Raw genomic sequence first — 17379 nt, 5'->3', positions numbered from 1 at the left:
GGGCGGATTCAACCGCTCGTCGCAACACTCCGTGTATCGCTCACTCGGAGCAATTCGTCGAGGGTTTCTGCCGGTGTTTTCCAGCCGAGGGTTTTGCGGGGCCTTGTGTTGAGTGCAAGAGCCACGGCCTCCAGATCATCGGCATCGTGCATGCTGAGATCCGTCCCCTTTGGAAAGTACTGGCGCAGCAACCCATTCGTGTTCTCGTTGGTGCCGCGCTGCCACGGGCTGTGAGGGTCGCAAAAGTAGACCTGCACGCCTGCATCGATCTTCAGACGCGCGTGCTGAGCCAGCTCAGCTCCTTGATCCCAGGTTAGAGACCGCCGCAGTCGCTCGGGCATGGTGAAGATTGCGCGGGTGATGGCGTCTCGCACCGCCTCAGCGCCATGTCCGGCGAGTGCAGGTCCATTCTTCACGCGAGCATCCTGTTCCTGACCGGTCATGCGCGGCAAATGCAGCAGAATGGTAAAACGGCTCGTGCGCTCCACCAAAGTGCCGATCGCGGAACTACCGAGGCCCATGATGAGGTCACCTTCCCAGTGACCCGGCACAGCTCGATCGGCAGCTTCCGCCGGACGTTGACTGATCATGATCTCGGAAGGAATGAAGCTTCTGCCTTTGCGGGCGCGCGCCCTCGGCATCCGCAAGGCCCGCCCAGTGCGCAAGCAGGCCGTCAGTTCACGGCGCAAAGCTCCTCGACCCTGCACATAAAGGGCCTGATAAATTGCCTCGTGACTGATGCGCATCGTCTCATCCTCGGGAAAGTCGAGCCGAAGTCGCCGAGAAATCTGTTCCGGGCTCCATGCCGTCGCCCAGCGTCGGTTTTGCCGATGCACCGCCCGGCGGCCCTTCCACACGACCTTCGGGCCAACGAGGAGCGCCCCGTCTGGCTTAGCGATCATACCGGCAAGCCTGTCCTGCACATAATCCCGCAGGGTCGGGTTGATTGCCAACTTCGCAAACTTGGGCCGTCGGGCGGACTGATCAGCATGCCATTGTGCCGTGGTCGCCCGGTACTCTGGAGCGCCATGGCGGCGCGCCACATTGCGACGGAGCTCACGGGAGATCGTGCATGGAGGCCGGCCGAGCTGACGAGCGATGGCTCGCACCCCATGCCCCTGCGCGCGCAAGATGGCAATCTCCTCACGTTCGGCGAACGACAGGTAGCGCTCCGACCGAGGTTTGGACGATCGCGACAAATGTGTTGGCGGCATACCGCCCGCCCTCCGGAACCAGCGTACTCCGACCGACGGCGACACCCCGGCCTCAACCGCAGCATCCCCGCTCGATCGCCCCAAGGCAATCGCAGTCCAGAACGGTCTATAATCTTCTCGTAGGACCTCTCGGGGACGATCTGTCCGCACACGCTTCTCCATCGCAACCTCTTTTGCTCGAGTGTTGCGACGAGCGGTTGAATCCGCCCTGGATGCCCCGGTCAAGCCGGGGCATGACAGCGGAGAGTATGGAGATCGCGCCGCGTCCCTACCGCAGCGGCTTCTTCAGCAGCGAGAAGCGGTCCGGATCGAGCCCCATCGAGGGTTGCAGCATCGGGGCTTCGAGGCTGGAGAAGGATTTCGCGGGCGGCGCCGCGAACACCGGGTCGTTCGGCACGTCGCGCTGCGAGGTGGCGCCGCGCCAGCGTTCGAGCACGGCGCCGACGAAATGCATGTCGTGCCCGGAGGTGACCGAAGGCACGCTGCTGATGGTGGCTTCGCCGCGCGGCAATTGGTGCGGCGGCACCTCCTTGAAGCGCAGCCGCGTCGGCAGCGCGACGCCTTCGCCGAACGCCAGCACCTCGCGGGTGCCGAGCGAGGGCACGAAGGAGAGCAGGTTGGCGGCCGCATCGGAGACCGCGGCGCGCAGCAGCGCCTGGTCGCGGTCGTTGGCAAGACGCATCGTGAACAGCGTGTTGCACTGGGAGATGATGGTGGCGTCGAGCTCGGCGGGACGCTGGGTGATGAGGCCGAGATAGACGCCGTATTTGCGGCCTTCCTTGGCGATGCGCGACACCGCCTTGCGCGTCGGCCCGAAGCCGACATTGCGATCGGCGGACGCGTAGCGGTGCGCTTCCTCGCAGACGAACAGCAGCGGCGAGACGCCGTCGCTCCACAGGCCGAAGTCGAAGGCCATGCGGCAGAGAACCGAGACGACGGAATCGATGACTTCCGCCGGGAAGCCGGCGAGCTGCATCACCGTCATCGGCTTGCCGTTGGCGGGCAGGCGGAACAGATGGCTGATCACCTCGGCCATGGTGTCGCCGCCGACATTGGCGTTGTCGAACATGAAGGCGTAGCGGGGGTCGTTGCGCACCGCCTCGATGCGCGAGATCAGCTTGTGATAGACGATGCGCGAGGAGCGGTTCTCGAGCTTGCCCATGCGCTCGTCGATCAGCGAGATCAGGTCAACCAGGCGGTAGGGCACCGGCGTATCAACGGTGTAGCCGACCTGCTTGGGATCGATGCGCTTCAACCCGATGCGGTCGGCGTTCTGGTACTGGGTGTAGACGCCCTTGGCGATCGGAATGACCTCGGCGAGGATGTCGAGCTCCTCGGGCACGCCGGGGCGGCCCGCAAACAGCACGTCGACGATTTCCTCGAAGTTGAACAGCCAGAACGGCAGCTTCAGGTTTCGCGGGTTGAGCACCAGCGCGCGGTCGCCGAAGCAGCGGCCATATTCGTTGTGCACGTCGAGCAGGAAGATGCGCAGGTTCGGGCGGGACTTCAGGATCTCGTTGAGCAGGAGCGACACGCCGGTCGATTTGCCGACGCCGGTCGATCCCAGCACCGCGAAGTGCTTGGACAGCATCTCCTCGACGTCGACATAGGCGACGACGGAGCGGTCCTGCTGCAGGAAGCCGACATTGATCTGGTCCGAGCCGGTCGGCGCGTAGATCGTGCGCAGCTCCTGGCTGGTGATCAGGTCGACGGCATCGCCGATGGTCGGATAGTTGGTGACGCCGCGCTGGAATTTCGCCTTGTCGTTGGCGTTGAGGATTTCGCCGAGGAGGTCGACCGAGGCGATCGCGATATAATTGTCGGTGCTCGACAGATTTTCGCAGGAGACCTCGGTGATCATGGCGACGATGACCGAGCTGGCGCAGCGGATGCTGACGAAACGGCCGACGGTCGCCCGAACCTCCGAGATCGGCAGCCGGCTTTCCGCCAACAGCCCGACCCGGGCGAGCGATCCGCGAACCGAAATCACGCGTCCAAAGGATGTCACGATAGATGAACCTGGCAAGCACGAGGGATTTCTCCCGACTATGCGGGCCGTCACTGGACAAACGGTTAAACGGCAGGCGCGGGCGCTTCGTTAAATCCACGACAATTCGGCCGAGACGTTTGTTCCCAATGCAGATTTGTGCGCGGAATCAGCGGGAAAATGCTGCATTTCCAGGCTGGGGCGACCCGACGGCGATTAAGGAAGATTTTACCATCCGGGCACTCGGCCCGTGGCCCAACGGAACAAAGCCGGCTACCCCGGCCGGTTCCCTGGGGGCGTTCTATTTGTTGACGGGACCTAATCATTTGTACATTAGTACAAATGAGCCGGCGGCCCTCAGGGCTGCCTCGCGCTTTGCCGCTGCGCCCGATTGCGCGATCCGATCAAGCGGATTGCACGTCTTGCCTTGGAGGAAACCATGCAGCCCGAACCGATTTTCGATCTCGCTCATCTCGGTCACATGGAACTCTTGACGCCCAAGCCCGACGAGAGCCTGAAGTTCTTCGTCGACGTCATGGGCATGACGGTCAGCGGACGACAAGGCGAGTCGGTCTACCTGCGCGGCTGGGACGATTATGAGCGCTATTCGCTGAAGCTCACGGCGTCGAAGACGTCGGGCATGGGCCACATGGCGCTGCGCGCGCGCAGCCAGCAGGCGCTCGAGCGCCGCGTTGCTGCGCTCAAGGGTTCAGGTTTCGACATCGGCTGGATCGACGGCGACATGGGGCAGGGGCCGACGTTCCGCTGCCGCGATCCCGACGGCCACATCGTCGAGCTCTACTACGAGACCGAATGGTACCAGGCTCCGCCCGAACTCAAGCCGGCGCTGAAGAACCAGGCACAGCGTTTTCCGGCGCGCGGCGTCAACGTCCGCCGTCTCGATCATCTCAACTGCCTCGCCGTCGACATCAAGGCGAACCGCGAGTTCTTCGAGAACTATCTCGGCTGCCGGCTCACCGAGCAGATCGTGCTCAATGACGGGCGCGAGGCTGCGATGTGGCTGACGATGTCGAACAAGAGCTACGATTTCGCCTATTCACTCGACCATTCCGGCGTGCCCGGCCGCTTCCACCACGTCACCTACGCGCTCGACAGCCGCGAGGAGATATTGCGCGCCGCGGACATCTTCCTCGACAACGGCATCTACATCGAGACCGGCCCGCACAAGCACGCGATCCAGCAGACCTTCTTCCTCTATGTCTATGAGCCCGGCGGCAATCGCGTCGAAGTCGCCAATGCGGGCGCGCGCCTGATCCTCGCGCCCGACTGGAAGCCGATCGTGTGGACGGAGGAGGAGCGCAAGAAGGGCCAGGCGTGGGGCCTGAAGACGATCGAGTCCTTCCATACCCACGGCACGCCGCCGGTGGAGGTCAAGAAGCACGCTTAGTTCAGTGGATGGACGATCGCACGCGCGCGATCGTCTCCTTCACGCCGGTCCACGCCGGCTTGTCCGGCGCGAACTGCTGGCGCAGAAATGTGACGAGTTCCTCGACCTGCGCGTCGCTCATGCTGTTCTTGAAGGCGGGCATGTAGCCGAGATCGCCTGATGCGGGCTCGGCGATGCCGTGCAGGATGACCTGCACGAGATTGTCCGATGTCGTGCTGTGCAGATTGCTGTTGAGCGCGAGCGAGGGCCGGCTGCCGAACAGCGGCAGGCCGCCGACCTCGTGGCAGACGGCGCAGGCGCCCTGATAAAGCCGCGCGCCGGTGGACGCGGCGACGGTGACCTGTGTCGCGCTCTCGAGCTTGGCGGCGAGCGCATCCGGCGTCTGACCATTGGTTGGGGTGTCGTTGAACGAGTCGAGATAGACGGCCATCGCCCGGATGTCCTGGTCGGGCAGGGCGGCAAGATCCCTCACGATCGGCGCCATCGGGCCGGCGGCCACGCCGTGATAGCGCGACTGGCCGGTGCGCAAATAAGTGTAGAGCTCGGCTTTGCTCCACGGGATCGGGGCATGCGAGAGCGATGTCAGCGACGGCGCTTCCCAACCCTCGGCAAAGCCGCCGGCGAGATAGGCCTCGCGCTGCTCGGCGCCGAGGGCATTGCGCGGCGAATGGCAGGCGCTGCAATGGCCGAGGCCTTCGACGAGATAGGCGCCGCGATTCCACAGCTCGGATTTTGCCGGATCGGGCTTGAACTCGCGCGTCTGATGGAACAGTGCGTTCCATCCCGCCAGCAGCGCCCGGAGGTTGAACGGGAAGGCGAGCGTGTTCGCAGGCTGCGTCGCGCGGACCGCGGGCTGCGCCATCAGGTACGCATAGAGCGCCTGAAGGTCGGCGTCGCTCGTCTTCGAAAAGTGCGTGTAGGGGAAGGCGGGGTAGAGCTGGCGCCCGTCGCGATGAAGCCCGTCGCGCATCGCGCGCTCGAAGGCGGGATAGGACCAGGCGCCGATGCCGGTCTCGACATCGGGCGTGATGTTGGTGCTGTAGATCGTGCCGAACGGCGTTTCCAGCGCGCGGCCGCCGGCATTCAGCACACCGCCGATCGTGGTGTGGCACTCCGCGCAATTGCCGAGCGCCGCCAGCTGCTGGCCGCGGGCGATCGTTGCCGCCGAATAGACCGAGGCATCGGGCCGGGCGATCGGCCCGATCGCGCGCCCGGGCAGCAGAGCCGCGCCGATGCCGATCGCAGCGGTGCAGACTGCCGCAATCGTTGCGAAGATGCCTGAGCGCTTGGCGAACGGATTTTGCCAGATGCGCGATGGAGGCGCGGCAGCAGGGGCCGCCAAGGCTTGCGGCGCGGCCGCCGCATCGCCGTGCAATCCCCTCAGGATGCGCTCCGGCGTGAACGGCGGCTCGCGAAAGCGCACGCCGGTGGCATCGAAGATCGCATTCGCAATCGCCGCGGCGCTCGGCACGGACGCGGACTCGCCGACGCCGAGCGGCGGCTGGTCCGGCCGCGGCAGCATCAAGACGTCGATCTTCGGCACGTCGGGAAAGGGGATGATCGGATAGGCGCCCCATTCGCGCGCCGCCACCGCGCCGCGCTCGAACGAGACCTCTTCCATCAGCGCGCGGCTGGTGGACTGGATGACGTTGCCCTGGATCTGGTGGCGCACGCCGTCCGGATTGATCATCAATCCGGAGTCCTGGCCGGCGACCACGCGGGTGACGCTGACATCGCCGGTGGTCTTGTTCACCGCGACGTCGGCGATCCAGGCGGACCACGCCGCGCCATAGCCGGGAAACTTGCTGTGGACATAGAGTGCGTAGGCAAAGCCGCGCCCGTGCACGACCTCGCCATCCTTGTCCTGCCGCACCGGCCGTGGCGTCCAGCCGGCGCGCTCGGCGACCGCATGGACGAGATCGACGGCGCGCTGGTCCTTCAAATAGCGCAGGCGATATTCGATCGGGTCGACGCCGGCCTCGGTCGCGAGCTCGTCGATATAGGATTCATGCGCAAAGGTGTTCGGCAGCGCCGAGACGCCGCGAAACCAGGAGGCGCGCACGATCGGCGGCATGTCGTGGGCGACGACGCGCATGTGGTCGTAGTCGTAGGGCGGGATCGCGGTGCGGTCGCCCATTTGCAGCACGGCCGGCTCGGGCGAGATCCGCCCCGTGAGCAGCAGCGCCAAAGTCGGCGCGGCATTCGAAGGATAGCGCGTGGCGAGGTCGTAACCGGCGACGCCGCCATCGGCGTTCAGCCCGCCATTGACGTCGATGAGCTGTGCGGTGCCCTTGGGTTCCCAGGCGTGCTCCTGCTCGCGCGAGAGCTGCACGCGCACGGGCCGGCCGACGGCGCGCGACAGCAGCAGCGCGTCCGCCGTGACATCGTCGGCGCAGTTGCGGCCGTAGCAGCCGGCCGCTTCAAGCCGGATCACCTCGATCTCGCTCTCGGGCCGCTCGATCAGCAGCGCGAGGTCGCTGCGCAGCAGATGCGGATTTTGCGTGCCCGACCAGACCCGGATATTGCCATGCTGGAAGTCGGCGACCGCGCAGGACGGACCGATCGAGGCATGCATCTGGTAGGGCCAGACATAAGTGCGCTGGATCGGCTTCGCTGCGCCCGCAATCGCCGCGTTGACGTCGCCCTTGTCGATCAGCGTGCGCGGCGTCGACGGATTGGCGCGTAGCGCCGTTTCGACATCTGCGAGATCTGGCAGGGTGGGCGTCGGCTTCCAGCTCACCTCGAGCTGCGCGGCAGCTCGAATCGCATTCTCCTCGCGCTCGGCGACCAGGCCGACGAAGTCACCAATATGCACGACGGCGACGAGACCGGGGATGTCTCGGACCGAGGATTCGTCGACCGCGATCAGGCTGGTGCCGACGAACGGGCCGGCGTCGACGCCGGCATAGGGCGGACGCACCACGCGCCCGTGCAGCATGCCGGGCACGCGGATGTCGTGCACGAAGGTCAGCTCGCCCGTGGCCTTGGCCGGCAGATCGACGCGGGGAACGGATTGACCGACGATGGCATAGTCGCCGACCGGTTTGACGTCTACGTCGTCCGCGAGCTCGAGACTGATCGTCTCGCCGCCGATCAGCTCGCCATAGCTGACGCTGCGGTTGTGCCCGCGCACGAGGCCGTCTTCGACGCTCAGCTCGGCGGCCGGCAGCTCCAGCCGCTCGGCTGCACGCGCAATCAGAAAATGCCGCGCCTGTGCCGCGGCCTTGCGCAAAGGCACCGCGGTGATCTGGATGGTTTCGCTCGCGATCGTCGCGCCCTGGTTCGGCACCACCGCGGTATCGCCGAGCACGACGACGACGCGCGCAAAGGACACGTCGAGCTCCTCGGCGACGATCTGGCCGAGTGCGGTGCGGATGCCGGTGCCGAGATCGACATGACCATTATAGGCCGAGACCGAACCGTCCGCGGTGATGCGGACGAAGGTCTCAGATGTGCACTCGTCCACCGTGCGGACGACGATGAGCGAGCCGGAATGTCGCTCAGCTCCGTTCGAGACAGGGGAGGCCATCAATCAGCGGCCTCAGTGAGCTGGCCCGATGCGCGCATCACCGCCCGCAGGATTTCGACATGCGTGCCGCAGCGGCAGAGATTGTAGCGCAGCGCCGCCAGCGCTTCCTGCTCGGTGGGCCGCGGATTGATCGCGAGCAGCGCCTTGGTGGTCATGATCATGCCGTTGAGGCAATAGCCGCACTGCGACGCCTGCTCGTCGATGAAGGCCTGCTGCACGGGATCGGGTCGATCGCGCGTACCGAGCCCTTCGAGCGTCACGATGTCGCGCCCTACACAGCCGCTGATCGGGATGACGCAGGAGCGCGCGGCGCTGCCGTCGATCAGGACAGTACAGGTGCCGCATTCGCCGAGCCCGCAACCATATTTCGGACCGTTGAGCGCGAGATCGTTGCGCAGCACGTAGAGCAACGGCGTCTCTCGCGCCGCAGCGATGTCGTGGATCCTGCCGTTGACGGTGAGGCGGATCGGTGTCTGCGTCATCCTCGTTCCCAAGCCTTGCGACCACGCGACGGCAAAAATTCTACGTCGCGACGATACCGTTTGTACACAAACGTGCAAGCGGCGCATGCCGCAGTGCAGCGTGACTGCCCGCTTTGTGGACAGGGGCAGGAGGCAAATGAGCTTTTATTCGGCAGCGTCGCCTTTTCGCTCACCCCGCCGCTTGACAGCTCTCGAAGGCGCGCGCAACATCGTTCGTATACGAATGATAACCCGTCGTGATCCGCTGGCTTTGACATGGTGACTGAAACGACGAGCGCCGTCTCCGACAAGATCCGCTGCGATGCCTGTCCGGTGATGTGCTACATCAAGCCGGGCGCGGCGGGAGCCTGCGACCGCTATGCCAATCAGGACGGCAAGCTGGTCCGCGTCGATCCGCACATCATCCTCGAACGCACGGTCTCGCAGGGCGGCAAGCTGGTGCCGTTCAGCCGCACGGAAGATTGGGACGGCAAGATCGTCCACGAGCCCTCGACCTTCGTGACTGCGATCGGCGCCGGCACCACGTATCCCGACTACAAGCCGGCGCCGTTCATCGTCTCCGCCGAGGTCGACGGCGTCGACATGGTGACCGTGGTCACCGAGGGCATCTTCTCCTACTGCGGCATCAAGGTGAAGATCGACACCGATCGCTATCTCGGGCCCGAGACTGCGACCGTCCGCGCGCAGGGCGAAGCGGTCGGTCATGTCACCACCAGCGAATACGGCTCACAGATGCTTTCGCTCGGCGGTGTGCATCATCTGACCGGCGGCTCCAAGAAAGAGGGCCGCGTCACCTGCGACACGCTGATGGACCTCGCCAATTGCAAGGCGGTCGAACTTACCATCGACGGCGGCGCGAGCGTGGTGGTGCAGGCCGGCCAGCCGCCGATCGTCAACGGCGTCAGGGAAGAACGGATGCGCGTCGGCTGCGGCTCGGCGACGATCGGCATGTTCGCAAAGCAGTGGCACGGCAAGGTCGATGAAGTCGTGGTCGTCGACGATCACATCACCGGCGTGCTGAGCGAGCACCAGGCCGGCAAGCTGCTCGACATCGCCGATACCGGCATCAAGATGAAAGGTCGCCGCTCGACGCCCGGCCGGTATTTCCAGGTCGCCGATCCCGGCACGGGCTGGGGCGGCACCAACATCTCCGATCCCTTGGCGATTCTTGGTGCCTTCGATGCGAAGGAAGCCAAGCCCGGTCTGAGCATGCTGATGGTCTCCACGACGGGCGAGCACTCATCTTATTATGTGCTCGACGAGACCTTGAAGCCGGTCGAAACGGAAATGCCGGCCGATCTGAAGTTTTCGGTCGAGCGCATCCAGGAAAATTGCGAGCCGGCGCTGTGCACGGTGCTGTTCATGGCCGGTGCCGGCGGCTCGCTGCGTGCGGGCGTGACCGATAATCCGGTGCGGCTGACGCGCTCGGTGAAGGACGCGCTGACGCGCGTCACCAGCGGCGGTGCGCCGGTCTATGTCTGGCCGGGCGGCGGCATCACCTACATGGTCGATGTGACCCAGATGCCCGCCGGCGCGTTCGGCTACGTGCCGACGCCGGCGCTGGTCGCGCCGATCGAGTTCACCATGAGACTATCTGACTATGCTGCGCTCGGCGGACACATGGATTACGTGAAGCCGCTGTCCGAGGTGCAGAATGGTGACGATGTCCGCCAATTGCCGTGGCAGAATCCCATCCCGGGAAGGCGCGCATGAGGCTCCCGCAAATTGCATTGCTGTCTGATGGCCGGCGGCTGCATTTGCAGGATGGACCGATTGATCTGATCGTGGAGGCGAGGGGAGGGGCGAGTGCGGTGCGCGCGGCCTATGAAGCGGCGGCGCGGCGGTTCACTGGCCTGCTCGACGAGCTCTGCGCCGAACTGACGGAATTGCGCATGGCGGCCGATCCGGCGCGAACCTCGCTGAAAGGCGTCGTCGCACGTCGCATGCATGCCGCCGTCGCGCCCCATGCGGCCGATTGCTTCATCACGCCGATGGCTGCGGTCGCAGGCAGCGTAGCGGAAGAAATCCTGGGCGCGATGCTGAGCGCTGCGTCGCTCGATCGTGCCTACGTCAATAACGGCGGCGATATCGCGTTGCATCTGGGCGAGGGAGAGCATTTTTCGATCGGCCTGATGGACCGGCCCGACGGCGATGGCGCGATGCGGACGATGACGATTGATGCGGACGATCCCGCGCGAGGGATCGCGACCAGCGGTCGCCATGGCCGCAGCTTTTCGCTTGGCGTCGCCGATGCCGTGACGGTGCTGGCTGCCACGGCGTCGAAGGCCGATGCGGCCGCGACTGTCATCGCCAATGCGGTGGATTTGCCGGGTCATCCCGCCATCACCCGGCAACCCGCCAATGAGCTTCAGCCAGACAGCGATCTCGGCGCACGCCTCGTCACCCGCGATGTCGGTCGATTGTCGCAGGCCGAGATTGCGACGGCGCTCGAATCTGGCGCGGAATGTGCACGGCAATTGTTCGATCGCGGATTGATCGAGGGGGCTGTGCTGCGGCTTTGTGGTGATATGCTTGTCATCGGAACCAGGGATGTAGAACAGCAACGATCGCGCCCGCTGGTGCTGGAGAACGCGGTCCATGCCTCAACAGGGACGTGAAACATGAGCGCGATCATCCGCAAGATCGTCACCGTGGTCGAAGAGACCCAGATGGAGATGGGCCGGCAGGTGTCGCCGCCGACCCGCCGCGCCGCGGCGATTGCCGTGATCGAAAATCCATTCGCCGGAAAATATGTCGAGGATCTCTCGCCGCTGATCGCGATCGGCGAGGAACTCGGCGACCTCCTGTCCAAGCGCGCGGTCGCGGCGCTCGGCATCGATGGTTCCAAGGCGCAGAGCTATGGCAAGGCGGCCGCCGTCGGCGAGAACGGCGAGCTGGAACACGCAGCCGCAATCCTTCACCCGAAGATGGGCGCTCCAGTGCGGAAAGTGCTGAGCAAGGGCGCTGCTCTGATTCCGTCCTCGAAGAAGCGCAGCGGTCCGGGCACGACGCTCGACATTCCCCTCGGCCACAAGGATGCGGCCTTCGTACGCAGCCATTTCGATGGGATGGAAGTGCAGATCAACGACGCGCCGCGGGCCAACGAGATCATGGTCGCAGTGGCCGTCACCGACAGCGGCCGTCCGCTGCCTCGCGTCGGCGGGCTGACGGTTGCGGAGATCAAGGGCGAAGACGGCCTGCGTTAGAGCGTGATCCGAGAGAGTGGGAGCCGGTTTTTCGATCGGGTCATGCTCAATAAATAGAGTTTAACAGTGGAGGTTGGGATGCGAGCTAAGAATTTCTTTGTTGGCGCGGCGTTCGGGCTGCTGGCAAGTGGCATGGCCAGCTCGGCGATGGCGCAGGCCGAGATCAAGATCGGCGAGATCAACAGCTATTCGCTGCTGCCGGCCTTCACCGAACCCTACCGCAAGGGCTGGCAGCTCGCGGTGGAAGAGATCAACGCGGGCGGCGGCATCAACGGCAAGAAGCTCGTCGTCATCTCCAAGGACGACGGCGGCAAGCCGGCGGACGCGCAGACCGCGGCCAACGAACTCGTCTCGAGCGAGGGCGTTGCAATGCTCACCGGCACGTTCCTGTCCAACATCGGCCTTGCGGTCAGCGACTTCGCCAATCAGAAGAAGGTGTTCTTCCTCGCGGCCGAGCCGCTGACGGACGCCGTCACCTGGTCGAAGGGCAACAAGTACACCTTCCGCCTGCGCCCCTCCAACTACATGCAGGCGGCGATGCTGGTGGAAGCAGCCAGCAAACTGCCGGCCAAGCGCTGGGCGACGATCGCGCCGAACTATGAATACGGCCAGTCGGCGGTTGCGGTGTTCAAGAAGCTGATGTCGGAGAAGCGTCCCGACATCCAGTGGGTCGACGAGCAGTGGCCGCCGCAGGGCAAGATCGACGCGGGCCCGGTGGTGCAGGCGGTGGCGCAAGCCAATCCGGAAGCAATCCTCAACGTCACCTTCGGCGCCGATCTCGTGAAGCTCGTGCGTGAAGGCAACACGCGTGGCCTGTTCAAGGGCCGCGAGGTCGTCTCCTTCCTGACAGGCGAGCCCGAATATCTCGATCCGCTCAAGGACGAGACGCCGGAGGGTTGGATCGTCACCGGCTATCCCTGGTACTCGATCAAGACACCGGAGCATGATGCGTTCCTGAAGGCCTACCAGGCCAAGTACAACGACTATCCGCGGCTCGGCTCGATCGTCGGCTACCAGACCATGAAGTCGGCGGCGGCTATCCTTGCCAAGGCGGGCTCGACCGATCCGGAGAAGCTGATCACGGCAGCAGAAGGCCTGTCGGTCGGCTCGCCCTTCGGCGAGATCACCTTCCGCAAGATCGACCACCAGTCGACCCTTGGTGCCTATGTCGGCAAGACCTCGGTCAAGGACGGCAAGGGCATCATGGTGGACTCGTCCTACAAGAAGGGCTCGGACTATCTGCCGAGCGACGCCGAAGTCGAGAAGCTGCGGCCGAAGGATTGATTCTGCCGCGCTCGCCGCTGCCGTAGGGCGGGTTAGCCGATTGCATTCGCCGTAGCTTCCACAAGCGAAGGCGGAAGGCGTAACCCACCACCTTCGGTGCCGCGCGAGAAGAGGTGGTTTACGCCTAGCGAACTGCGCGATTCGCGCAGTCGCAAGGCTAACCCACCCTACGAAAGCCTACGAAGCTCTCGCTCCCCGCGCTGGGAGCGCACCGAAACCTAACCCGGACCGCCGATGGCCTTTTATGTCGTACAGTTTCTGACCGGTCTCGCCAGCGCAGCGTCGCTGTTCCTGGTGGCCTCGGGCCTGTCGATCATCTTCGGCGTGACGCGGATCGTGAATTTCGCGCACGGCGCCTTCTACATGATCGGCGCCTACATCGCCTTCACGCTGACGGACCGCTTCGCCGGCGCGTTCGGCTTCTGGGGCGGAATCGTCGCTGCTGCGCTCACGGTGGCGCTGATCGGCGTCCTGGTCGAGATGGTGCTGCTCCGGCGCATCTATCACGCGCCCGAGTTGTTCCAGCTGCTGGCGACCTTCGGCCTGACGCTGATGGTCGAGGACCTCGTCGTCCTGATCTGGGGCCCCGATGATCTCCTCGGCCGCCGCGCGCCGGGCTTCAAGGGTGCGGTCGATTTCTTCGGCCAGAACATCCCGAGCTATGACCTGTTCCTGATCGTGCTGGGGCCGGTCGTGCTCGGTATTCTCTGGCTGCTATTCCAGCGCACGCGCTGGGGCGTGCTGGTGCGTGCGGCGACGCAGGACCGCGACATGGTTTCGGCGCTCGGCGTCAATCAGAAATGGCTGTTCACCAGCGTGTTTGCAGTCGGCGTGTTCCTCGCCGCGCTCGGCGGCGCGCTCCAGATCCCGCGCGATGCCGTGCATCACGCCATGGATTTGCGCATCATCGTCGAGGTTTTCGTCGTGGTCGTGATCGGCGGCCTCGGCAGCATCGTCGGCGCCTTCGTCGCGGCGGTGCTGGTCTCCGAGCTCAACGCCTTCGGCATCCTGATCTTCCCGAAAATCTCGATCATCCTCGTCTTTCTGGTGATGGCGGCGGTGTTGATCGTGCGGCCCTGGGGCCTGTTCGGAAGGCCCGAGGCGCCGGCGCGCAAGACGCCCGGTCTCACCGTCAATCCCTGGCGGCCGCTGACGTCGAATGAGCGGCTGGCCGCGCTCGCAGCGCTCGTCGTCGCGGCAATGCTGCCGCTGTTGGCCGGCAACTACGCGCTGACCGTCGGCTCGGAGATCGCGATCTTCGTGATCTTCGCCGTCAGCCTGCACTTCCTGATGTCGGTCGGCGGGCTCGCGTCCTTCGGTCACGCCGCCTATTTCGGCCTTGGCGCCTACGGCGTCGCCTTCCTCGCCAAGATGGCGGGGCTGCCGATGATCGTCTGCCTCTTGGTCGGGCCGCTGCTCGGCTGCTTAGGCGCCGCCGTGTTCGGATTCTTCGCGGTGCAGCTCTCCGGGGTTTACTTCGCGATGCTGACGCTCGCCTTCGCGCAGATCGTGTGGTCGATCGCGTTCCAGTGGGTGAGCGTGACCGGCGGTGATAACGGCATTCTAGGCATCTGGCCCGAGAAATGGGCGGCGAGCCCGTCGCACTTCTACTGGCTGGCGCTCGGCGTCGCGGCAATCGTCACGGTTGCCCTGCGGATCGCGGTGTTCTCGCCATTCGGCTACGCGCTCCGGGCCACGCGTGACTCTGCCCTGCGCAGCGAGGCGATCGGCATCAACGCCAAGCGCATCCAGTGGACCGCCTTCGTGATCGCGGGGACCACCGCCGGCATCGGCGGCGCATTGTTCGCCTATCTCAAGGGCAGCGTCTTCCCGGACAATCTCGGCATCTCGCTCTCGGTCGATGCGCTGGTCATGGTGCTGCTCGGCGGCGTCGAGACGGTATCGGGCGCGGTGGTCGGCGCAATCGTCTACAAGGCGCTCAACATCTGGCTGGTCAGCCAGACCGATCTGTCGAAGCTGGTGCTCGGCGGTTTCATCGTTCTCATCGTGGTCGTCTTCCCCAAAGGCATCGTCGGGATGCTGGAGATGCTCGCGCAGCGGCGCAGGAACGCGTCACCGCCGGGATCAGCCCTGCTTGCCAAGCCGATCGAGTCCGCCGAATGAGCGTCGCCCCCCCACTTCTCGCGGTCGAAGGCCTGACCAAGTCCTATGGCGGCATCCACGCCGTGCGCGGCGTCTCGTTCTCGCTGCGCGCCGGCGAAATTCTGGCGCTGATTGGACCCAACGGTGCAGGCAAGAGCACCTGCTTCGACATGCTCAACGGCCAGAACAAGCCGGATTCGGGGCACGTTCGTCTCAACGGTGAGGACGTCACCGGCAACAAGCCGCGCGAGATCTGGCGGCTCGGCGTTGGGCGTACCTTCCAGATCACGGCGACCTTCGCGACCATGACCGTGCGTGAGAACGTGCAGGTCGCGCTGATCTCGCATCAGAAGCAGTTGTTCAACCTCTGGGGCTCGGCGCCGCACTTCGATCGCGACGAGGCCGGCCGTTTGCTTGAGCTGGTCGGCATGGGTGGCTATGCGGACCGTCCTTGCGGCGAGCTCGCCTATGGCGACCTCAAGCGGCTCGAGCTTGCCGTGGCGCTCGCCAACCAGCCAAAGCTCCTGCTCATGGACGAGCCGACCGCCGGCATGGCGCCGCGCGAGCGCGTCGACCTGATGCGGCTCACGGCAAACATCGCGCGGGAGAAATCCATCGGCGTGCTCTTCACTGAACACGACATGGACGTGGTGTTCGAGCATGCCGACCGTATCATCGTGCTCAACCGCGGCACGCTGATCGCCGAGGGCTCGCCGGCCGAGGTGCGCGGCAATCCGCAGGTGCAGGCGGTCTATCTCGGCGAGGGCCTCGTCTACGACGCCCGCCACCGCGAGGGAACCGCGACATGAAGCTCACAGTCGAGGGGCTCAACAGCCATTACGGCCCCGCGCACATTTTGTTCGACATCGGCTTCGAGGTCGGCGAGGGCGAGGTGGTGGCGCTGCTCGGGCGCAACGGCGCCGGCAAGTCGACGACGTTCCGCTCGATCGTTGGCCTGGTGGCGCAGCGCTCCGGCCGCATCATGTTCGAGGGCAAGGACGTCACGGCGCGGCCGACGCATGAGATCGTGCGCGGCGGGCTCGGCTATGTGCCGGAAGAGCGGCGCATCTTCACCGATCTGACGGTCGAGGAGAATCTCGCGGTCGGCCGTCAGCCGAAGCGGGCGAATGCGCCATACTGGACGCGCGAAAAGCTGTTCGCGCTGTTCCCGAATTTGAGCGAGATGCGCAACCGTCCGGGCGGGCGCATGAGCGGCGGCGAGCAGCAGATGCTGACGATCGCGCGCACGCTGATGGGCAATCCGACGCTGGTGCTCTTGGACGAGCCGTCCGAAGGCCTGTCACCGAAGATCGTCGAGCAGATGGTCGATGCGATCCTGACCATGAAGAAGGAGGGCGTCAGCATCGTCGTCTCCGAGCAGAATTTGCACTTTGCGCGGCTGATTTCGGACCGCGCCTACATCATCGAGCGCGGCCGCATCTGCTTTGGCGGCACCATGGCCGAGCTCGACGCGCGTCCGGACATCCGCGACGCGCATCTGTCGTTGTGAGGGGCGGGGGCAATGGCGAGAAGCGTCGCGGTCAAGAAGAACGTCAAGCCGGCAAAATCGTCTTACGTGCTCGACGAGCAGGTGGGCTTCATCCTGCGCCAGGTCTGGCAGCGCCACAGCGCGATCTTCGCGCGCGACATCGGCACCAACCTGACGCCGACGCAATGGGCGGCGCTGTCGAAGCTCGCCGAGACCGGTCCGTGCTCGCAGAACCAGCTCGGCCGCCTCACGGCGATGGACGTCGCGACCATCAAGGGCGTGATCGACCGGCTCAGTGCGCGCGGCTTGACGGAGACGAGCCAGGATCCCGAGGACGGACGCCGGCTGGTGGTCAGCCTGACGCGCGCCGGGCAACAGCTCGCGGAGAAGGTTGCGCCGAATGCGCTCGCAATCACCCGCGAGACGCTGGCGCCGCTCGATGCCAAGGAGCGCGAGACGCTGATGGCGCTGTTGAACAAGCTGCGGTGACGCCGGTGTCGTAGGGTGGGCAAAGGCGCGTTAGCGCCGTGCCCACGACTTCCGGAGTATGGTGGCGATGGTGGGCACGCTTCGCTTTGCCCACCCTACGATACTGCGGTGAATTCTGCTCTCTCACCACCCTGAGGTGGCCGCTTCTTTAGCGGCCCTCGAAGGGCGACGGCCCGGCTGCATCTCGG

At 65.1% G+C, this 17379-nt stretch carries 13 protein-coding genes; 9 read left to right on the top strand and 4 right to left on the bottom strand.

All coding sequences use genetic code 11. The features are described 5' to 3' along the window. Nucleotides 1-8: 8 nt before the first annotated feature. Together AXW67_RS32230 and AXW67_RS32225 are read right to left on the bottom strand one after the other, a co-directional pair. A complete protein-coding gene (locus AXW67_RS32230) occupies nt 9-1376 on the bottom strand; it encodes an IS30 family transposase (protein ID WP_201723621.1) in 1368 nt (455 codons plus the stop codon). Between the two features lie 106 nt (nt 1377-1482). Continuing rightward, a complete protein-coding gene (locus AXW67_RS32225; RefSeq protein WP_161491313.1) occupies nt 1483-3222 on the bottom strand; it encodes an ATP-binding protein in 1740 nt (579 codons plus the stop codon). Nucleotides 3223-3640: 418 nt separating this feature from the next. Between AXW67_RS32225 and AXW67_RS32220 the strand changes: the two genes are divergently transcribed. Further along, the gene (locus AXW67_RS32220) at nt 3641-4609 is read left to right on the top strand and encodes a catechol 2,3-dioxygenase (RefSeq protein ID WP_063681171.1); all 969 of its coding nucleotides are present in this window, start codon (nt 3641-3643) and stop codon (nt 4607-4609) included. A gap of 1 nt (nt 4610) precedes the next feature. Here the strand turns inward: AXW67_RS32220 and AXW67_RS32215 are convergent, their stop codons facing one another. Beyond that, nucleotides 4611-8138: a molybdopterin cofactor-binding domain-containing protein gene (locus AXW67_RS32215; protein ID WP_063681163.1), complete on the bottom strand. Its 3528-nt coding sequence runs from the start codon at nt 8136-8138 to the stop codon at nt 4611-4613. Beyond that, a complete protein-coding gene (locus AXW67_RS32210) occupies nt 8138-8620 on the bottom strand; it encodes a (2Fe-2S)-binding protein (RefSeq protein WP_063681162.1) in 483 nt (160 codons plus the stop codon). Before AXW67_RS32210 ends, AXW67_RS32215 begins: the two co-directional genes overlap by 1 nt. A 255-nt stretch (nt 8621-8875) precedes the next feature. Between AXW67_RS32210 and AXW67_RS32205 the strand changes: the two genes are divergently transcribed. The 8 genes from AXW67_RS32205 to AXW67_RS32170 all read left to right on the top strand — a co-directional run bounded on the left by AXW67_RS32205 (nt 8876) and on the right by AXW67_RS32170 (nt 17191). Further along, nucleotides 8876-10333: a 6-hydroxynicotinate reductase gene (locus AXW67_RS32205; RefSeq protein ID WP_145928015.1), complete on the top strand. Its 1458-nt coding sequence runs from the start codon at nt 8876-8878 to the stop codon at nt 10331-10333. Next, nucleotides 10330-11238, top strand: a complete 909-nt coding sequence (locus AXW67_RS32200) for a UPF0280 family protein (protein ID WP_063681161.1) — start codon at nt 10330-10332, stop codon at nt 11236-11238. The genes AXW67_RS32205 and AXW67_RS32200 overlap by 4 nt, the downstream gene beginning before the upstream one ends. A 3-nt stretch (nt 11239-11241) precedes the next feature. After that, a complete protein-coding gene (locus AXW67_RS32195) occupies nt 11242-11826 on the top strand; it encodes an amino acid synthesis family protein (protein WP_063681160.1) in 585 nt (194 codons plus the stop codon). 78 nt (nt 11827-11904) lie between these two features. Then, a complete protein-coding gene (locus tag AXW67_RS32190; protein WP_027551675.1) occupies nt 11905-13110 on the top strand; it encodes an ABC transporter substrate-binding protein in 1206 nt (401 codons plus the stop codon). Between the two features lie 234 nt (nt 13111-13344). Then, complete coding sequence (locus tag AXW67_RS32185; protein WP_063681159.1) at nt 13345-15234, top strand: ABC transporter permease; 1890 nt, start codon at nt 13345-13347, stop codon at nt 15232-15234. Further along, nucleotides 15231-16022 (top strand): ABC transporter ATP-binding protein, encoded by a 792-nt coding sequence (locus tag AXW67_RS32180; RefSeq protein WP_063681158.1) that lies wholly within the window; start codon nt 15231-15233, stop codon nt 16020-16022. The genes AXW67_RS32185 and AXW67_RS32180 overlap by 4 nt, the downstream gene beginning before the upstream one ends. After that, the gene (locus tag AXW67_RS32175; RefSeq protein WP_063681157.1) at nt 16019-16723 is read left to right on the top strand and encodes an ABC transporter ATP-binding protein; all 705 of its coding nucleotides are present in this window, start codon (nt 16019-16021) and stop codon (nt 16721-16723) included. Before AXW67_RS32180 ends, AXW67_RS32175 begins: the two co-directional genes overlap by 4 nt. 12 nt (nt 16724-16735) lie before the next feature. After that, a complete protein-coding gene (locus AXW67_RS32170) occupies nt 16736-17191 on the top strand; it encodes a MarR family winged helix-turn-helix transcriptional regulator (RefSeq protein ID WP_027551671.1) in 456 nt (151 codons plus the stop codon). The last annotated feature ends 188 nt before the right edge of the window (nt 17192-17379 follow it).

The organism is Bradyrhizobium neotropicale (genome assembly GCF_001641695.1).
Classification (GTDB): domain Bacteria; phylum Pseudomonadota; class Alphaproteobacteria; order Rhizobiales; family Xanthobacteraceae; genus Bradyrhizobium; species Bradyrhizobium neotropicale.
The sequence above is the reverse complement of the archived record's forward strand: the minus strand, read 5'-3'. Positions and strand labels throughout refer to the sequence as shown.